The sequence below is a fragment of the Pedobacter sp. Bi126 genome, from assembly GCF_918698245.1.
GTDB lineage: Bacteria > Bacteroidota > Bacteroidia > Sphingobacteriales > Sphingobacteriaceae > Pedobacter.
Map to the genome: position 1 here is coordinate 243,487 of NZ_CAKKMS010000002.1, position 19,715 is coordinate 263,201.

The 19,715-nt window shown below is 39.4% G+C and carries 14 protein-coding genes; 6 read left to right on the forward strand and 8 right to left on the reverse strand.

Going from position 1 to position 19,715, the window contains the following annotated elements; all coding sequences use genetic code 11:
• Positions 1–7: 7 nt before the first annotated feature.
• Together LQ201_RS06250 and LQ201_RS06255 are read right to left on the reverse strand one after the other, a co-directional pair.
• On the reverse strand, positions 8–3,046 hold the full coding sequence (locus LQ201_RS06250; RefSeq protein WP_230140204.1) for a SusC/RagA family TonB-linked outer membrane protein: 3,039 nt from the start codon (positions 3,044–3,046) through the stop codon (positions 8–10).
• Between the two features lie 68 nt (positions 3,047–3,114).
• Positions 3,115–4,002, reverse strand: a complete 888-nt coding sequence (locus LQ201_RS06255; protein ID WP_057934786.1) for an inositol oxygenase family protein — start codon at positions 4,000–4,002, stop codon at positions 3,115–3,117.
• 501 nt (positions 4,003–4,503) lie between these two features.
• Between LQ201_RS06255 and LQ201_RS06260 the strand changes: the two genes are divergently transcribed.
• The 3 genes from LQ201_RS06260 to LQ201_RS06270 all read left to right on the forward strand — a co-directional run bounded on the left by LQ201_RS06260 (position 4,504) and on the right by LQ201_RS06270 (position 8,737).
• Positions 4,504–5,511 carry a LacI family DNA-binding transcriptional regulator gene (locus tag LQ201_RS06260; protein WP_230140206.1) on the forward strand — a complete coding sequence of 336 codons (1,008 nt, stop codon included), beginning with the start codon at positions 4,504–4,506 and terminating at the stop codon, positions 5,509–5,511.
• 127 nt (positions 5,512–5,638) lie between these two features.
• Entirely contained in the window at positions 5,639–7,267 is a 1,629-nt protein-coding gene (locus tag LQ201_RS06265) for a sodium/sugar symporter (protein WP_230140208.1), read from the forward strand.
• 51 nt (positions 7,268–7,318) lie between these two features.
• Positions 7,319–8,737, forward strand: coding sequence for a glycoside hydrolase family 28 protein (locus LQ201_RS06270; RefSeq protein ID WP_230140210.1), 1,419 nt, complete (start codon positions 7,319–7,321; stop codon positions 8,735–8,737).
• A gap of 48 nt (positions 8,738–8,785) precedes the next feature.
• Here LQ201_RS06270 and LQ201_RS06275 read toward each other — a convergent pair whose 3' ends face one another.
• Entirely contained in the window at positions 8,786–9,067 is a 282-nt protein-coding gene (locus LQ201_RS06275; protein ID WP_230140212.1) for a hypothetical protein, read from the reverse strand.
• Between the two features lie 196 nt (positions 9,068–9,263).
• On the opposite strand from LQ201_RS06275, the gene LQ201_RS06280 reads away from it, so the two are divergent.
• On the forward strand, positions 9,264–9,668 hold the full coding sequence (locus LQ201_RS06280; protein ID WP_230140214.1) for a TfoX/Sxy family protein: 405 nt from the start codon (positions 9,264–9,266) through the stop codon (positions 9,666–9,668).
• Between the two features lie 174 nt (positions 9,669–9,842).
• The gene (locus LQ201_RS06285) at positions 9,843–11,723 is read left to right on the forward strand and encodes a gamma-glutamyltransferase family protein (protein WP_230140216.1); all 1,881 of its coding nucleotides are present in this window, start codon (positions 9,843–9,845) and stop codon (positions 11,721–11,723) included.
• 46 nt (positions 11,724–11,769) lie between these two features.
• Here the strand turns inward: LQ201_RS06285 and LQ201_RS06290 are convergent, their stop codons facing one another.
• The 5 genes from LQ201_RS06290 to LQ201_RS06310 form a co-directional block, all read right to left on the reverse strand.
• Positions 11,770–12,750: a type IX secretion system membrane protein PorP/SprF gene (locus LQ201_RS06290; RefSeq protein ID WP_230140218.1), complete on the reverse strand. Its 981-nt coding sequence runs from the start codon at positions 12,748–12,750 to the stop codon at positions 11,770–11,772.
• Positions 12,751–12,768: 18 nt separating this feature from the next.
• On the reverse strand, positions 12,769–13,713 hold the full coding sequence (locus tag LQ201_RS06295; RefSeq protein ID WP_230140219.1) for a gliding motility-associated C-terminal domain-containing protein: 945 nt from the start codon (positions 13,711–13,713) through the stop codon (positions 12,769–12,771).
• Positions 13,714–13,747: 34 nt separating this feature from the next.
• Positions 13,748–14,440: a hypothetical protein gene (locus tag LQ201_RS06300; protein WP_230140221.1), complete on the reverse strand. Its 693-nt coding sequence runs from the start codon at positions 14,438–14,440 to the stop codon at positions 13,748–13,750.
• A gap of 24 nt (positions 14,441–14,464) precedes the next feature.
• Positions 14,465–17,371: a DUF11 domain-containing protein gene (locus LQ201_RS06305; RefSeq protein ID WP_230140223.1), complete on the reverse strand. Its 2,907-nt coding sequence runs from the start codon at positions 17,369–17,371 to the stop codon at positions 14,465–14,467.
• A 525-nt stretch (positions 17,372–17,896) separates the two neighbouring features.
• Positions 17,897–18,817 carry an alpha/beta hydrolase gene (locus LQ201_RS06310; RefSeq protein ID WP_230140225.1) on the reverse strand — a complete coding sequence of 307 codons (921 nt, stop codon included), beginning with the start codon at positions 18,815–18,817 and terminating at the stop codon, positions 17,897–17,899.
• A gap of 156 nt (positions 18,818–18,973) precedes the next feature.
• Here LQ201_RS06310 and LQ201_RS06315 point away from each other — a divergent pair, with 156 nt between their 5' ends.
• Positions 18,974–19,684 (forward strand): FadR/GntR family transcriptional regulator, encoded by a 711-nt coding sequence (locus LQ201_RS06315; protein ID WP_230140227.1) that lies wholly within the window; start codon positions 18,974–18,976, stop codon positions 19,682–19,684.
• Positions 19,685–19,715: the final 31 nt, after the last annotated feature.

Consider the following 19,715-nt stretch of genomic DNA (forward strand, 5'->3'; position numbering starts at 1 on the left):
TTGTGTTTTAAAATGATGCGTTAAGACCTAGTAAAAAAGTACGTGTTTTAGGATAGAAGTTGTTATAATCTATACCCGGGGCAGCGCCTCCTTGATTAATCTCAGGATCAATCCCTTTATAGCCAGTAATGGTAAATAAATTATTGGTTGATAAATAAACCCTAACATTACTTACATATTTAATTAGGTTTTTAAAATTATAGCCTAAAGTTGCATTATCCAAACGCACATAAGAACCACTTTCAATATACCGGTCTGAGTAGAATGAGTTTCTCGTGTCTGTTACTTTATCGTCAGCAGCGCTGTTTAGTATGTTATTAACTGCTGCACCCGCGGTGTAAGATAGATCTGCTTTGGTGGCATTAAATATCTTATTGCCAAAGGTTCCCCTTAAAAAGATGTTCAGCTCGAACTCTTTATATTTGAAGGTATTGCTCCAGCCCATTATTACTTTTGGCTGCGCATTGCCCAGGTAGAAATAATCGGTTCCAATGCTAGGTGTGGTGGTTGTAGAACCATCACGTTTGTAAAACAGTGAGTTGCCACTCGCATCTTTGCCCGCATATTTTAGGGTAAAGAACTGGCCAAGCGGGTAACCAACTTTCAGGATTTGTAAAGTCGCATTGGTTTGTCCAGGTCCTTCTGGATCTGAGTAACGAATAGAATCTGCATTAGAAATAGGACCTTGTAAGCTCGTAATTTTGTTTTTATTGTATGCCATGTTAATGCTACTCAACCATGAAAAACTTTTGGTAGCAACTGGTGATACATTTAAACTTACTTCGATACCTTTATTACTGATGCTACCACCGTTTGCGTATAATTGGCCACCCGGAACAAGCGCTTGTGGTACACTGTATTTGAAAAGCATGCCATTGGTGTTTTTATCATATACATCTACACTACCCGTAATTTTGTTGTTTAAAATGCCAAAGTCCACACCAAGGTTTTTGGTTGATGTCCTTTCCCATTTTAAATTGGGGTTTGCACCTTGTATAGGTGCATACGCCCCCGCCTGCACACCATTGTTGTAATAAGTGCCGAAACCACCATAAACTAACTGTCCATAATAAGCGCCTATCCCTGAAGAGTTTCCGGTTACTCCATAACTGGCACGGATTTTTAAATCGCTAACAAATGATTGGCCCTTCATGAATTCTTCTTCGCTTACTCTCCAGGCTAAACCAACAGATGGGAAATAACCCCATTGGTTATTTTTTCCGAATGCAGAGCTTCCATCGCGTCTGATTGAACCTTGCAAAAAGTATTTACTCTTATAATTATAATTTAACCTGAAAAAGTCAGAGATCATCAGGATTCTTTGATAAACAAGGTCATTTCCTAAATTAATGCGGTAAGTAGGAATGGCATAGGGGTTGCCCAGGGTAAGGTTTTGAAAGCCAACGAAATCTGTTGGGAAATTTGTACTTGAAGTTTGAAAGCCATCACCTACGATATTATCCTGATAACTGTAACCCAGTACAGCATTTAAGGTATGGTCGCCAATTTTCTTATCCCAGGTTAAGAATGTTTCTAATATTTTATTGGTGTTTTCAAAATTGCTTCTTAAAGCCGATCCATTAGTGCCAAACACACCTCCAATCAGGGTATGTGCTATTCCAATGCCTGGGTCGGGGTTATTGTAAAAGTTCGATGTTGGGTATTTTCCAAAATAACTGCTGTAAAATTCACCATGAGCAGCGGTAGTTTTCTGGTAAGATAAATTAATGTTATAGGTAAAGCCAAACGGCAATTTTACTTCCGTATTAAAACCACCAATTAAAACGTTATATTTTGTTTCGTCCTGTGCATTATCGGCAATGGCTACCGGATTAAAATAACCTGTATTGTTCAGGTTTTCGAAATAACTTCCATCTGCATTATAAATTGGCGAAACAGGTAAGCGCTTTGCAGCCTGTAACAATACAATATTCTGCAATGGCTCGTTAATAGATTTGCTACTCGAATTGGATAGGTTTAAGCTGAATTTTACTTTATCATTGAATGCGTACTGATCTATGTTTAATCGACCAATAATACGATTTAATGAACTTTTACTTAAAATACCCTCTTTGTTAAAGTAGTTTAAGCTGGCGCTATAATTGCTGTGATCGGTACCACCGCTAAATGAAAGGTTATGGTTTTGTGAATATGCGGTAGAACGCTCAATGGCTTTCATCCAATTTACATTTTCGCCTTTATCATCATTTGGCGAAAATGCAACTTTGTTAGCTGTAAGGTAAGCCCTTAATTGATCAGCATCCATTAAATCAAGCTGATTACTTACTTTTTCGGCAGCTATATAGCCACTATAGCTTAACTGCGGCATGCCCGATTTACCACGTTTTGTTGTTACTATAATTACACCACTGGCTGCACGGTTACCATAAATAGCAGTTGCTGCGGCATCTTTTAATACATCAATTGATGCAATATCCGCTGGTGCTATCGCCGCAATATCGGCTCCTGGGATACCATCAATCACATAAAAAGGAGCTCCCGGACTATTAACGGTAGATGCACCACGTAAAATTACTGCTGCTGGTTTGTTTGGGTCGCCACTGGCGCTAATATTCAGCCCCGGAACTTTACCCTGTAGCAACTGACCAACATCTGCAATAGCGCCTTTATTTAATTCTTCGGGTTTTACTGAAGTAATGGCACTTGATAAGCCCTTGCGAGACCCTTTTCCATATCCTACCACAACTACATCTGTAAGTGAGGTATTCGCTTCTTTTATGGTTACTTTATAGCTCGATGCAGTGCCAATAGTGATTTCTTTGGCTTCGTAGCCCATAAAAGTAAATACGAGTTTGTCGCCGTTTTTGGCAGAGATGCTAAAAGCACCTTTGTCTCCGGTAACTGTTACTTTGCTGGTGCCCTTTACCGAAACCGAAGCACCAATAATTGGCATGTTTTCGGTATCTATTAAATTCCCGGTAATTTTTCGTTCATCCTGCGCAAAGACAGCGTTGAACGACTGGCTGATGAGTAAAAGCAGCAAAAAGATGCTGCCATACTTTAAGCTTGTACATTTAAATCTCATGATTTTTGTAGATTTAGGTTCATAAATTGGTTTGTTTTATTTGGTTATACTGTTTTTGAGATAGAATGTTAAAATTTAATGGTAGCTGGTAAATACTTAGCTACAAGCGCTTTGTAATAGGGCTCTAGTTCTGCCCAGCTTTTCTGATTGGGGTTTTTAGAGTATAAATCGTAAGGATTAAACAGATTAACCCATTTAAACATTTCATGATCTTTTTCATTCATCAGGTGATCGTATGCATTTTCCCTGTGCTGCGAGTAAAAGGAATGGTAACGGAGCATGTATAATCCCGGCTCCGGAATGTAGGGCTTCATCATGTGGTATACATATTCATCGTGGCCCCATGACATGTCTACATTGTCTAGACCGCAGTTTTGAGTATAAACACCCAATTTGGTCTGGTAGGTTTCGTTTTTAAAATCGGGATTCTGACTGAAAAATTCTGGATAAACAATTTTATCTGAATAGGCGCAACCTACCGGAAAAGTATCGCCCACTACGGCCCATTGTGGTTCTCCGAACAGACACAGTACTTTGCCCATATCGTGTATTAAACCAACCAATACCATCCAATCGGGGTGGCCGTCGTTTCTAATGGCTTCTGATGTTTGTAAAAGGTGCTGCATCTGGTCCAGATCGGTATCAGGATCAGAATCATCTACCAGTTTGTTTAAAAAATCAAACGCACTCCAGATCGGCATCTCCTGTTTGTCGAACTTTAAATAATCTGCTTTTTTCTGTTTTACGAAATCATAGGTTTGATAAGTATGATTAAGCCTGTAAAATTCTTTTACGCTGTCTTTTTCCGTTTCATCATAATTTCTGAACTGCTCTTCTTTTTTTTCAGCGTTGATGTTTTTTGGATCAGGGTAGCGGATTAATATATCCTCTTCCCATTGATCAAGATTTTGCAATGGATTTTGATTATCCTTTGAAGCTTCGCTTTGGTTTCTCATAAGGCTAGAAATGGATTGGTTAAAGATTTTCTTTGGTTTTATAAGTTAAAGTTGAGTTTTTAGAAGCTTAAACTTTTATATTTTGCCAATTTTATTTACGTAAACGATTAAGTAAAATTAAATTCTACACTATGTAATCAACTTTAATTTGTTTATATTTAATAGGTTACATTTTGAGTTGCACTAATGGTTGTCCTTTTCTGCCTGAATGCCCATTAGTGAAATGTATAAAAGAAAAGAAATAAACGTTGTTATTACGATTATTTCATATTTTCGTTTGTAGCAGATACTTTTTCTTAGTCAAAAGAAGTATCTTATTGCTGTAACCAACAAATGTTATGAACATAAATTCGGCAAACCTGCTCTGAAAATTGAGGCAAGCTGGATTGTTTTTGATGAAGATGCTGGTGAAAAAGAAGCTTTTGACCTATTATATCGCTAACTAAAGTGTTATATGGGGCATTTTCCTCTGAAAAAACTAACTAAACAAATTTTTAAGACATGGCGGAAGCAGTGAACATTAAGCGGTTGGCTCAGGAATTAAATATTTCCATCGCAACCGTTTCTAAGGCCCTCAATGACAGTTACGAGATCAGTTTAAAAACCAAAAACAGGGTGTGGACCTTAGCCAAAGAGTTAAATTATACACCCAATCCAGCCGCCAGTAATCTAAGGAGCCATAAAACTAAAACGGTAGCGGTGATCATTCCCTGTGTAGCCAATAACTTTTTCTCATTATCCATCAAAGGAATTGAGGAGATTGCAAGGCAATACGGTTACCATGTACTTATTTACCAAACCCACGAGAATATAGAGGCAGAAGTTGCCTTCACCAATAGTTTATTAAATGGCCGGGTAGATGGTATTCTTACATCTGTGTCTAGCAGTGAGTATAACAGTGAATATTATACCAACCTGGTTAAGAAAATTCCATTGGTGTTTTTTGACCGCGTTTATGAAAACCTGGATGCTGTTAAAGTAACCACCGATGATTACGAAATTGCTTTTCAGGCGACTGAGCATTTAATTGAATGCGGTTGTACCAAAATTGCGTATTTATATGGATTGGAAAATCTTCCTGCTGGTAAAGCCAGGTTTGCGGGTTATCTTGATGCACTGAAAACGCATGGAATAGCTGCTGATGAGCAGCCCGTTGTTAAATATCAGGATGACGAAGAACTTAATCTGCAACATATAAACGAGCTGCTCAGGGAGTATAAGCCCGACGCACTTTTTTCTTCCATTGAAGAATTTATTATTCCTGCTTACTGCGCCTGCAGAGAAATGGGCCTAAAGATTCCGGATGATGTGAAAATACTGAGCTTTTCGAACCTCAGTACAGCAAAGCTTTTGAATCCTTCACTTACTACAATTACACAGCCAGCTTTCGAAATCGGGCGTGAAGCAGCAAAATGCCTGTTCAAAATTCTCAATAATAAACAACTGGATGATGAGCAGAATATAATATTGAAATCGATGTTGATCAAGCGCGAATCGACAGGCTGCTAACAAAGCTAAGTCTGTGTTATTGCTATAGGCTAGGCGAAAACGTTTACGTAATTAAATAATCGAATTTAGCCCCCAACATTGGGATTTTTTCTGATTTTTAAAAAAAAACCAAATATAAAAAATCCATATGAACCACTTGTCTGCATTTGATTATGCTGTTTTTTTGATGTATTTTATTATTGTTTCGGCATATGGCTATTGGGTTTATCGGAGCAAGAAAAAAAAACGTACCGATACCAAAGATTATTTTCTGGCAGAAGGTTCACTTACCTGGTGGGCAATTGGCGCATCTATCATTGCTTCTAATATTTCTGCCGAGCATTTTATTGGCATGTCGGGTTCGGGTTTTGCTATGGGGCTTGCCATTGCAAGTTATGAATGGATGGCAGCTGCCACGCTAATTATTGTAGCCATATTCTTTCTACCTATTTATATCAAGAACAAAATTTATACGATGCCACAGTTCCTTTCTAACCGCTATAATAATACGGTGAGTACACTGATGGCTGTTTTTTGGTTACTCGTTTATGTGTTTGTAAACTTAACGTCTATTTTCTTTCTTGGGGCCATTGCTATTGAAACCATTACAGGCGTTCCTTTTAATATATGCATCATTTTTCTGGCCATTTTTTCTGCTATTATTACACTAGGGGGGATGAAGGTAATTGGTTATACCGATGTAATACAGGTTTTTGTTTTGGTTGCAGGCGGATTGATTACCTGTTATATGGCACTTAAACTCGTAGCCGAAAAATTAGATGCACCAAATGTTTTAGCCTCGCTTCCATTATTACGCAGTGAAGCGTCTGATCATTTTCATATGATATTTTCGAAAGGGGATAAATTTTACAACGAACTGCCGGGTATTGCGGTATTGGTAGGTGGTTTGTGGATCAATAATTTAAATTACTGGGGCTGTAACCAGTATATCGTTCAAAGGGCATTGGGAGCCGACTTAAAAACCGGGCGCAGCGGACTAATATTTGCCGCATTTTTAAAATTACTCATTCCGGTAATTGTTGTTATTCCTGGTATTGCTGCCTATGTGCTTTATCAACGTGGTTATTTTCATTCCGAAATGCTAGATGCCGCCGGAACGGTTAAACCCGATCATGCTTATCCGGTGCTCATGAATTTATTGCCTGCAGGAATTAAAGGTTTGGCTTTCGCCGCGCTCACTGCTGCCATTGTGGCCTCTTTAGCAGGGAAATGCAACAGTATCGCCACCATTTTTACGCTTGATATTTACAAGAAATTTATCAAACCTGAAGCTTCAGAAACACGTTTGGTTTCAGTTGGGCGATGGTCTGTGGTTATTGCATCTCTAATTGCTATCGTTATTGCGCCTGCATTGCGCAGTTTTGATCAGGTTTATCAGTTTATTCAAGAATATGTCGGTTTTATTTCGCCGGGTGTTTTTGCCATCTTTTTACTTGGCTTTTTCTGGAAAAAAACCACTTCACGTGCAGCCCTCACTGCTGCATTATTAACCATACCACTATCTATCTTGTTTAAATTTTTACCCACATTAACCGACGGAGCCATTGAGCCAATCCCTTTCTTAAACAGGATGTCATGGGTATTTGTGATCATCATCGTTTTGATGGTTTTGGTTACGCTAACCGATCCGAAAAGTAAAGATAATCCACAGGGGCTTGAAATAGACCGCAGCATGTTTAAGGTTACTCCGGCATTTACCATTGCCTCGGTTATAATATGTGGTATTCTTGCAGCGCTTTATACCGTTTTTTGGTAAACGGGCCTTTGTCTAAAATAGCCTTATCTATCTATTCCTAATGAATTGAAAATGAAGATCAAAATATTACTCTTTTTTGCAATGCTGATTTCTATCGGTACGCTGGCCCAAAATAAATTATACAATATTAAAAACTACGGCGCAGTTGGCGATGGCAAAACCAATGATGCAGTTGCTATTCAGAAAACCATCGATGCCTGTGCAGCAGCAGGCGGCGGACAGGTAATTGTACCAGCTGGTTATGTGTTTTTAACTGGTCCTTTTAACTTAAAATCGTTCATCGATTTAAGAGTGGAAGGCGGTGCTAAGCTCTTGGCTAGTCCAGATGAAAAATTATATACCCAAAGTGCCTTTCGTGAAAACAAGGGCGAGGGAACCATTTGGATAGGCGGGGAAAAACTCGAACAGGTAAGCATCAGTGGAACAGGGGTAATTGATGGAAATGGGATTTCGTTTATGGGGGAGGAGCTTAGCGACTCGTATGTATTAAAACCCTTTAATGTTGTAGACCCCAGGCCGCATTTGCTTACTTTGATCGGTTGTAATAAACTGAACATAGATGGGGTAACTTTTCAGAATTCAGCCTACTGGACGGTTCATTTAGTAGGTTGTAATGACGTATCGATATCAAATATTACGCTGTTGAACAGTATTAAAATCCGTAACAGCGATGGTATTGATCTTGATCATAGTAAAAATGTGAGGATTACCAATTGTTTTATCGAATCAGGCGATGATTGTATTTGCTTAAAAAACAGGCGTGAATTTGCAGAGTATGGCGCCTGCGAAAATATTGTGATTAGTAACTGCACCATGACCTCTAGTTCATGCGCCATTAAAATAGGTTCTGAAAATATGGACCGGATCAGTAATGTGCTCGTCAATAACTGTAATATCAGGAAAAGCAACCGCGGTATTGGTATTCAAAACCGTGATGAAGGGACGGTAAACAACGTAATTTTCTCCAACCTGTTTATCGAATCCAAACTTTTTTCGGATGTATGGTGGGGCAAGGCAGAGCCGATTTATATTACTGCTTACCCAAGAGCAACCAGCAACAATAAAGATGCTGGTTGGCGTTTGCCAAAAGGACAAACCAAGGGAAAGGTAGGAGCGGTTAAGAATATTTATTTCAGCAATATCCGCTGTACGGGAGAAAGTGGTGTGTACATCAGTGGCGAAAGCCCCGATAAAATTTCAGAGATCTACTTTGATCAGGTTAGTGTTTATCTTGATAAAACCACAAAGGAAGAAGGGGGTGTATACGACCGTAGGCCGAGCAATGTTGAAGGACTTGTTAAAAGTGCAATTGCAGGGTTTTATTTTGAAAATACGGGCTACATCAGTGTACTTAACAGCAATGTGGTATGGGGTGTAAATAAACCTGGTTATGCCGGTAAAGCCATTGAACAAAAGAATGTAAGTAAGCTCAAAACCGTGAACTTTAACGAAACTACAGTAGATAAATAATTAAGGATTGCGCCCGATAATTAAGTGCTTCAACGTATAATAGCATATTTATTGGAATTCAGGCTGTTGTTCTTTTTGAGTAATTTCGGCCATTGCAATAACAATTTCGTTAATGGTTTTAATGCTGAAGACATGTCTGCCGGTTAACCACCTTTTAATTTCATCAGGATTAATATCCAGTATGGAAGCAAGATTGTTTTCTGTTACACCCTTTTCTGCAAGTACTTTTGTGGTTTTATTGGCAACTTCGAGATTTAGCTGCCCTAGCTTCTCAATTGCAGGATTTCCGGTTTCTTCCAGCCAGATTGAAACAAAATCATTTTTTTCCATTTTATTCTTTTTTACCGTTTAGAACAATCATATATTTTGTGTCAATTGTTCATTTGGGCGACAAATTTAGCGATTAAGCCCATTATTGCAAACCAGAATCAAAAGAAAAACAATAAGCCAATGATTAGTGAATGGGTGTACTTAATATAATCGGCGATTGTTCCTACCTTAGTGCTTGAAGCAGTAGAATTTAATAGTGAAAACAGTTAAAGATTTTCTCTTTAATTATTCGTTTAGCTTTACTCATAATACACCTTTCAAATTAGATCAATTTACAATGGCGTCAGAACAGAAATTCGTAGACTTTATAATAGATCAAATGGATTATTCCGGACATGTTACGTATAAAAAAATGTTTGGCGAATACGGCTTGTATTTTGATGATAAGTTGTTTGCACTGGTGTGCGATAACAAGCTGTTTGTTAAGCCAACCTTATCTGGAAGGGCGTATATAAAAGATGTTGTGGAGGCACCTCCTTACCCGGGTACAAAAAATCAGTTTCTAATAGAAGCGCAATTGGAAGATCGCGATTGGCTAAAAAAACTGGTTAGCATCACTGTAGCAGAACTGCCTGAACCCAAACCCAAGAAAAAGAAATGAGAACAGTACCTTACATTCTGCTGAGTCGATAGTTTACCAAAAGCTAAAATGTGCGCTACGGTTAGCTGTTCTGGTGGTGCTTAAATTTGTAACAAGCTTGTTTTATTACCCAGAATTAAGGGCGCTGTGCAGGTGAAGCGCTGCTGTGGTATATATTTTAGCTATATTGGAACTATGAAAAAATTAGCCCTGTTTCTGTTATTGTCACTCTCTCTTCGCCCTTTATTTGCACAGCAAACGCAAAAGCCCATGCTTTATGGCAACAGCTGGATGGCCATCACCGGAAAGCCGATGGCAGCAACGGCAGGGTCGATGATCTTTCAGCAAGGTGGAAATGCAGTTGATGCAGCATGCGCCATGTTGGCTGCTACCTGCACCATGTGGGATACTTTAAGCTGGGGAGGAGAAACACAGGCACTAATTTACAATCCGAATACAAAAAAGGTGATCGCGATTAATGCAATGGGTGTCGCCCCAACTGGAGCAACCGTAGCCTTTTTTAAAGCTAAAGGTTATAGTTTTCCACCAGAATACGGCCCCTTGGCCGCAACCACGCCAGGTACACCCGGCGGACTGATTTATATGCTGAGTAAATATGGTAGCATGAGCCTGGGGCAGGTTCTGGCACCTGCCATGCACATGGCCGCGGGTTATGCCATAGAAGCACAGGCAGCAAACAGTATGGAGCGCGATAAAGAATTGATTAAATCCTGGCCTTATAGCAAAAAAGTACTATTGCCACATTTGGGCGAAAAGCGTGAGGCGCCAGAAGCAGGTGAGGTTTTTATTCAAAAAGATCTATTGGCCACCCTAACCAAAATGGTTGAAGCAGAGCAAGCTGCGTTGAAGAAAGGTAGCTCTCGACAAGAGGCATTAATGGCCGCTTACGATCGTTTCTATAAAGGAGACATCGCCAAGGAATTCGTGCGTGGGAGTAAGGAACAAGGAGGTCTGATTACCATGGATGATCTTGCTAAATGGAAACCAGTTGAAGAAGAAGCATTAAGTACTGATTATAAAGGCATTAAAGTATACAAACTACAACAGTGGACACAAGGCCCTGTTTTACTGCAAGCTTTGAATATATTAGAGAATTTCGACCTAAAAGCAATGGGCTACAATAGCTCAAAATATATCCATACTGTTTATCAGGCAATGAACCTTTCTTTTGCCGACCGCGATTTTTATTATGGCGATCCTAATCAAAGTCCGGCTGAACCGATGAAAGGTCTGTTAAGTAAAGATTATGCAAAACAAAGGGCCTCGCTTATTCAGCTTGATAAAAATGATGCAAACACCGGTCCCGGCGATCCGTACCCATATGAAGGCAAGAAAAACCCATATCTAAATCTGTTAAAAAGCAGAGGCTTTAATCCCGATACAACCAAACGTAACTTTGCGCCAAAGCACGACCTTGGGAACAATACACCAAAAGAAATTTATGAAGACCGTTTGTGGAGGGGAACAACATCGATAGAGGCTGCAGACAAGGCCGGTTGGGTGGTATCTGTTACCCCAAGTGGTGGCTGGCTTCCGGCCTGTATTGCTGGTAATACAGGCATTGGGATGAGTCAAAGGATGCAAAGTTTTGTGCTCGATTCTACCTTAAATCCCTTCAATGTTGTTGCACCGGGCAAAAGGCCAAGGGTAACCCTGTCGCCTTCATTGTTTATCAAAGATGGTAAACCGTTTGTATCGGCTGCAGTTCAGGGCGGAGATACCCAGGATCAGAATTTGCTGCAGTTCTTTTTAAACATGGCTGAGTTTGGTATGAATGTGCAAAAGGCAACCGAAGCGGCTAACTTTAACACGAATCAGCTTTGGCTTTCGCTGGGTGGTTCTAAAACAAGCGACAGGGCACCAAAATCTGGTCAGATCTTGTTAAATACCAATACGAAAGAGGAGGTGCGTAATGAACTGAAAAAAATGGGTTATACACTCAGTTTTTCAGAACGGACCAGTGGGCCAATCAATGCCATTTATTTTGATTGGAAGCACAATAGTTTGCAGGGTGGCTCGAGTAACCATGGCGAAGATTATGGTATTGCATGGTAATACATTGGCTTGATAAATGGCCTGCACTGCATTTTTTGATTAGCGCCTAAAAATAACACTTTGGCCTTCGGCTCTTTTTGGTTTCGATATAATAGCCAACTGAGATTTCGTGCGAGCCATAATCATAATTGCTCAGTTTATTGAGGCTGTAATCGTAACCATAACCAATACGCAGGTTAGATCTTATAAACAATTCGCTGATGAAACCAACTGCCGCTCTACTGGTTAATCCACGCTGCAGGTTATCTTTAGGGTAAATTTTCACAGAAGTGCGATAAACTGCACCAAGCCAGAAACGCTCTTTTACCAGTAAAAAGGCATTTAAATCTAATGAGGTTGGTCCATGTAAATCGTCTTTAATTAAAAAGGTTGGTTTAAAAACAAAATCGTCATTAACAGGTAATGCTACCCCTGCACTCAAGTAAAAATGAGGCTGAATTTTAACGTTTAGCGAATTGTAATCGTCAAATACCGATAAGGTTTTTGACAAGAGGTTGTTTGCCGAAAAACCGATAAAAAATTGCTCATTTGAATAATGAATGCCGGCGCGTATATCGGGCATGGTTTGACTAATTGATCCTGTCGGGATACGGTTATCGCCCATTTCGATAGGATCTAACAAATTGCCGTTTAAGGAAGTCTGTATTACACCTACACCTAAACCGAATGCAAGGATATTGGTTTCAGTACGATCGAGTTTTATCCTGTAAGCGAAATTTGCCGATGCATTTAAAGTGTTTTGTGCACCTATTTTATCCTTGGTTACAATCATCCCCAGGCCAATACTTTCGTCATTTATAGCCTCATCTGCAGATATAGAAAGGGTTTGTGGTGCGCCCCGAACACCAGTCCATTGTGCTCTGGCGAAAGCCTGTAGGTAAAGCTCTTCCTTATAACCAGCATATGCAGGATTGATGTACATGTTATTAAAAACATATTGCCCAAACTGGGCATCTTGTTGCGCAAAAACCTTAACAGATAATATCGTAATGGTCAAAATAAGAAATATCCTTTTCAAAATGTTCATGTCTGTATTTTGTTTTATTTACCTGATTACCGTTACATAACCTTTGTAATCTTGCCAGGTTGCTGTTCCATTTCTAACTTTAACCACATAGAAGTAAGTTCCATCGGCCAGCCCCGGTGCCGTCCAATCATTCTGATAGTGATTGGATTGATAAACCGTACTTCCCCAACGGTTAATAATTGTTACCTCGTTCGATTCAAAAGATTCCAGGTGTTCAATATAAAAAGTGTCGTTCTTGCCGTCCCCATTGGGCGTGAAGACATTAGGTATTCTTAAACCTGAAATTTCTTTTTTATCGGTTGATGTATTATTGGCCAGTTGTGGGTCGAATTCTGCTGCTGCTACGGTTGCGGTATTGCTGACCATTCCTGGCTGTTTAGATTTTACTTTAATTACCAGTTCGGCGAACTTGCCATTGGCCAGTAAAGGAATGTTCCAGTTAATGGTTCGGCTTAGCTGATCGTAGGTGGCCAGTCCATCTGTTGGTTGAGCCAGACTTTCTAAAGACAGGTTATCCGGAAGTGCATCCTTTATTACCAGTTGGGTGGCATCATCTTTACCATTATTTCTAACATTCAGGTAATATTCGAAAACCTGATTGCCCACTACAATTTTTGATTCTGATCGCTTTGTGATGGCAACATCTGCACTAGGTTCTGGGATTACCATAACCACTATTTCATCCGAGATCTCGGATGTACAGCCCAATTTATTTGAACTAACTACTTTATAAATACCAGCAGTAGCCGTAATCAGCGTGGGATTAGTTTGTCCTTGCACCAACACATTATCCTTATACCATATAAATGAGGTCGCCCCAGCCGAATTTGCACGCAAAACCACCGACGACCCTTGTCTGATCGTAATGGTTTGCCGCCCTTCGGGAGCATTTTGGCCTTTTGCTGTTTGAATAAAAAACAACAATATAGCCAAAGCAAGAAAGGAGTATATCCTTAGCTTCATTTATACAATAATCATCAGAAAAACGAAAATCAGCCTAGAAAGTAACTGCTGTTGCCGTGCCGGTAATGGTTCCTGGAGTAATGGTTGGTTTTACAGGTTTAGCGGTTACCGTAACATCATGATCTGCCCATTGCGGACAATATTTATTGCCATTAATTACATAACCTACTTTTAACCTATGTGTTTTTGTTCCAACAGTTGCTGGAGCCGATGGCGTATAATCTTTTGCTGTAGCACCAGATATAGCCGTTTCTACTCCTCCGGTTACTGTATACCACTGATAGGCCAAAGTTGGAATGTTGGTGGCATCAGGATTGGTAACAGCGCCAACTTGCGCCAAAGGACTTTCGAGACAGAAATCAGCAGGCGTAAAATTAACAGTCAAAGGTTGAAGCACATATACCGGAATTTCCTGTAATTCAGATTCGCAGGAGCCTGGTGTGGTTGATTTAGAGCTTAAATAATAATAGCCTGTGTTTAAATCGGCAGCTGCGATTTTATTTCCCGAAACTAAAGTAACACCTGTACTTGGCGTAGTAGTTTGCGTTGCACTGTATTTAACAATCCAGTCTTCTCCAGCTGGTGCAGCGGGCAAAGTAAGGTCTGAGCCTTTGCAAAAAAGACTAACTCCGCTTGTGGTTGGTAATACCTGAGCCGATACTGTTGAAAATGTGCAGATTAACAAGAATGTAATTGCTAAAAATGCTTTTGTAATTGAATTGTTCATGGGGACGATTTTTTGTTTGTTTGATTAATATTGTGAATTAGTTTGCACCAACACATGTGGTGCTGATGGTTTTGGGTTTATTTTAATGTTGAAATTAATTTGAGTACTGCAACCCGCTGCATTTTTAATGGTCAAAACACCGGAATGAAGACCTAAAGCAGCGTTGACCGGAATGTTAAGCGGGATATTTCCTGCAGGCAAAGGCTGATTGCTAACTGGATCAAAATCTAGTGTATTCCAGGTAATACTATATGTTGTCGGACTGTTTAAAGCGTTGGTATAAGGGAGAGATGAAGAGGTAAAACCCTGACAGATTTCAGGTTCGGTACCCAATGTTAAATTTGGAAGCCCGTTTACAATTACAATAAAATCGGTTGTTTTCTCCGCGCAGCCCTTTGCTGTGGCTGTTATGGTGGCTGTTCCTGCAAATCTATTATCCCAGGTTACTTTACCGCTGTTTGCATCTATAATACCTGCCGATAGTGGTAAAATGGAGTAGACTATACTTGTAGCATTTGTTGCCGTTGCAACATAAGTATCGGTTCCGGTACCAGTACAGCGTTTATCGGTTAATCCGGTATTAAAAACCGGAGTACTTACATTTCCATTTACCGTTATTGAACCTGTTGTAGTGAATGGCGTTCCTGTACTATTAGAAACGGTATAAGTTTTTGGTAGGCCTGCTGTAGTTGGCGTACCCGAAATGGTGACTTTTTTAGGAGATGAACTATTGGTATAAGTTATCCCAGCTGGTAGACCTGTAACTTGAATACCATTTGAACCTGATGGGATACTGATAATAATATCGTTCATGGCTGTACCCACACATACTTCTCTATCTTTAGAGCCAGTTATGGTGCTAACCGAGCTCTGATCGTTAGTGGTTACCTGATCAGGCTGCGAGCCAGTAATCGTTGCGGTGTTAATATTAGTTCCTGTTGTTATAACTTTTGCTGTGATGCTTAAGGAGATACTGGCGTTACTGGCCAAATCGCCAATGGTCCATATACCCGAAATAGGATCGTAACTCGTGCCCGATGGCACTATGCTCGATACATAAGTAAAACCATTGGGAAGCAGATCTGTAACCGATACCCCAACTGCATTGCCATCGCCTAAATTTTCGGCCTTAAGGGTAAATACCACATTGCTATTTAACTCCGGATAAGCGATATCAACTGTTTTGGTAATGGCGCGGTCGATATTACAAAGTGAAACCTTTATTGGGAGAGAAGGTGCACTCAGCCCGCAATCTAAACTATAACTCACGGCATAATTGCCAGATGTACTGGCCACATAAGTATTTGTATTTGCACCACTTATCGGAACTTCGTTAAGATACCATTGATAATTGGATGCATTTGGAGTTGCTGTAAGTGTTGCTGATGCACAGTTTGTTTGTGATACCACTGGCTGAGCGCCCTTTTCGGGAAAACGTGAAATGAAATTAGACATCGAAAAAGCACTACTTTGCTGTACCATAGAAACAGTAAGCCTGCTGGAACTTGTTATTATAATTGTACTTGGCGATCCAATATCAGCACGTGTAAAACTCACTAGAGATAAGCCCGTACTACCTAGGGATTTACGGGTACCTATACCTGCTATAGTTTCTATATCCGTATTGTTGTAAAGCGGAGTGCCATTTGCATTAAGATAAATTCTATCTGCACTACTGGTAATGATATAGCCAAAGTAATCGAGGTTGGTACTTTGAAGGTAAGCAGTAAACTTTGAGGTTTCAACTCGCTTTGATCCCGAGCAACTGGATATTGGGACTAAGGTAGCCACATCTACTTCACAACCTGCACCGCCGGAAGCGCCTGCTGTGCCTGAAAAAACTTCAATATTTTTTGTTGCTGAAATCCAGGTCGAGGAATATCTTCCTGTATTACTTACGGGGTCATATGCGCCACTCAGATAGCCATGATTAAAGGTTTGCTTATCTCCCGCTTGTGCCAAATTGTAGGTTGTGGTGCCTTTTTGAACACCATTTTGATCAAAATGTATCACTGTAAAGCTGGTGTTTGCCTCAGTTGCAATTACGGTAGTTTGCTCTGCAGTCGTATTACCCTCACCTCTAACCACCACATATTCTTTACCTAAGGAGGCAATAGGCGGAATTGGATTATAAGCACCGTCTCCACAGCCTCCGGGGGCATCCAGATCTGCCGCGGTATTCATTACCGCCGATCCTGACGATTCTACCAAGGTTCCCATTGGAGCATTGAATAAATAACTTTGCCCGGCATTTAATGTGGCCTTTGCCACACCAGCTATTTTAACAATCGTATTATTTTCGATGGCCATAATGCTATAGATCGGTGGATGAGCATTACTTGCAAGATCACCGTCCCGATAATAACCTACACGAAAAGACGTTCCAATTGCCGCATCACCAAAGCTAAAAAGAGAGGCATTACCCTTAATATCTGTATCCGTACCATCAGTTCCTAAATTATCTGAAGCTACATTTCTTAAATTCACTGAAATAGATCCAGTAGCCTCTACGATTAATCCGGCCCCGCTCAGTACCTTATTTAATTCATGCTCAGGTGCATCTTTGGGTAGTCCGGTAAAGCGATAAACAAAAGGCGTTCCTTGAACGCAACTAAAAGTTGTAACAACAGTACCATCGCTTTTATATATTGTTCCGGTAACAGTTCCAATATCTGATGTAATAACAATTTCGTTGGCTTTACTCCAGTATTGCCATGGGGCCGGCGCAATATAATGTTTAGAATAGCTGGTTGCAGGTAAGCTTTTTGTGGTTCTTGCACTGGCTTTTAAAGGAAAAGGGATTGGTAAATTGTTAAAGCCCGCGTTTATTACGGTTTTAAATTCATGGCGTGCAAATGCAATATTTGCTGAGCAGAGCAATATTAATCCCAGTAACCCGTTAAATAAAAACAGCAGAAAAGCCTTAATCATAAATAACTTGTTGGAACCCGTATGTAGCCTAACATGGATCTAATAATTCATTAAAAGCTGAGGACTTTTTAATAAATTTTAGCATAACAAATCACTTACCTATCTAGATTAGGTTTGATCTATTATGTAGCTCGAATGTGTCAGTTTGTTTGGTTCTTTTGGTCGAAAGTAATTAAAAAAATGCACTAAAAAATGCCCCTAATATTAATTTTTAATGCACTCTAAAGCTATTTAAAGGCGTTTTTTGCATAAATTAAATCAGCTGTATTTCTACTGATACGTCTTTGATTAAAAATCGATTATTTTCTTTCTGGCTATTTGAGTTTGTTTAATAAACAACTTATTTGTAGTCAATTAATTATGGTGTTTTTTTGAGTCTTGAATATAATGAAAAGCATTTGGACGAGAAAAAATGATTTTTTTATATAAAATAATACGATTGGCATAGAGATACTTACCTTATCTGTGGCTTAAAAAGCCTATCGATCCCCGTTTTAAAATTAACCCTGCACAGCGGAAGGGACCTTATGGTGTTTTGATTTTCATTTCAGTCATCCATGCCATACATTGTTCAAGCCATTTATCGGTTCTCGTGGCGTTTTTTAAACCAAAACCATGTCCGCCTGTAGCGTAAATATGCATTTCGGCCTTTACCCCGCTGTTTTTTAGTGACTGATAATAGTTTATAGTATTAGCAACAGGTACTACTTTATCATCACTGCAATGAATCAAAAAAGCAGGAGGAGTATCTTTATTTACCTGTAGCTCATTCGAATATTCAGCTGTTTTTTCGGCCGATGCATTTTCTCCGATTAAAGCTTTTTTAGATCCTTTGTGCAGAATGCTATCCTGAAAGGTAATGACAGGGTAAATAAGTATTGAAAAATCTGGCCGAAGATTTGTTTTCTCCTGATTTGGTATCACTACGTTTTTATAATGAGTAGATACAGTGGAGGCAACATGACCTCCCGCTGAAAAACCCATTATCCCAACTTTTGCCGTATCAATGTTCCATTCTTTAGCCCGCTCGCGCACTGTTTTTATGGCTTGTTCAGCATCCTGTAATGGCCCGATTGAACGATTTTCCATAATCAGATCGTTGGGTAATCTGTATTTTAACACAAAGGCCGCTATACCTTGTTTATTTAACGCTTTTGCAACCTCGGTGCCCTCGTTATTCATCACCAGATAAGAATAACCCCCACCAGGACATATAATTACTGCAGCACGCTTATCATCGTTTTTTTCGGGGAGAAAAACGGTTAATGTTGGCTCTGTAACGTATCTGGTTAATATTCTGCCATTTTTGGCAGTATCTGTTTTTTCTGTTAAATCGGCCTTAATGGCGTTCGGTACATTTTTGTAAAGCGGTACAATATTTTGTGCAAATAATCCTGCCTGGTTCATGTTAAGCATTAATGTAAATGCTAAAATTATTTTTTTCATATACTTGGTTTAAACAAAATTATAAAATTATTTTGTAAACATGTACTACATATTTTGTGAACATTTGTTTTTGAATCTAAAAGCGCGAACTATTTTTCAAATGTTTTTGTACTACATAAAAACGAGTATATTTGAAGCTTCTAAATATGTATTTCTATGGCATTAAAAAGTGATTTAAGTTTGGATATCGATAAAATCTCATCTGATACAATGGCTGATGTGGTTGAAATGAGGTTAAGAGATTATTTCAAAAAGAAATCATTTAAACCTGGCGATGCATTACCGAAAGAACAGGAACTGGCTGAAGCGCTGGGGGTGAGCCGAAACGTTTTAAGGGAAGCTTTAAGTCGCTTGAGGATGCTTGGCATGATTGAGACTAAGAAAAAGAGGGGTATGATTTTATCAAGCCCTGATGTATTGGGCGGTTTTCAGCGTGTACTCGATCCGCTGATAATCAGTCCGGATGCACTACAGGATCTTTTTGAACTGAGGTTAATTTTGGAAATGGGCCTCGCGGATGTGCTTTTTTTGAATTTAAATGATAAAAGTATCCGTGAACTTGAAATAATTGCCAATAGCGAAAAGAAAAAGAACAAAGAAGCATTCCGCATTGCCAACGAAATTGCCTTTCACGGTAAATTATACGAAATGGCCGGTAACGATACCTTAAAACGTTTTCAGCATATGCTTTTGCCGGTTTTTGGTTTTGTACTTCAGGTAGAAAATGAGTTTCTTTCTGGCAGTGTTAGCCATCAGGATCTGGTAGAAATTCTTAAATCTGGAAATAAAAATGATTTCAGAAATGGAATGTACGAACATCTAAAGCCTCATTTTGATCGACTGGAGGCACTAAGGAAAATAAATTAAGTTTTTATGTACTACATATAATTTTATTAAT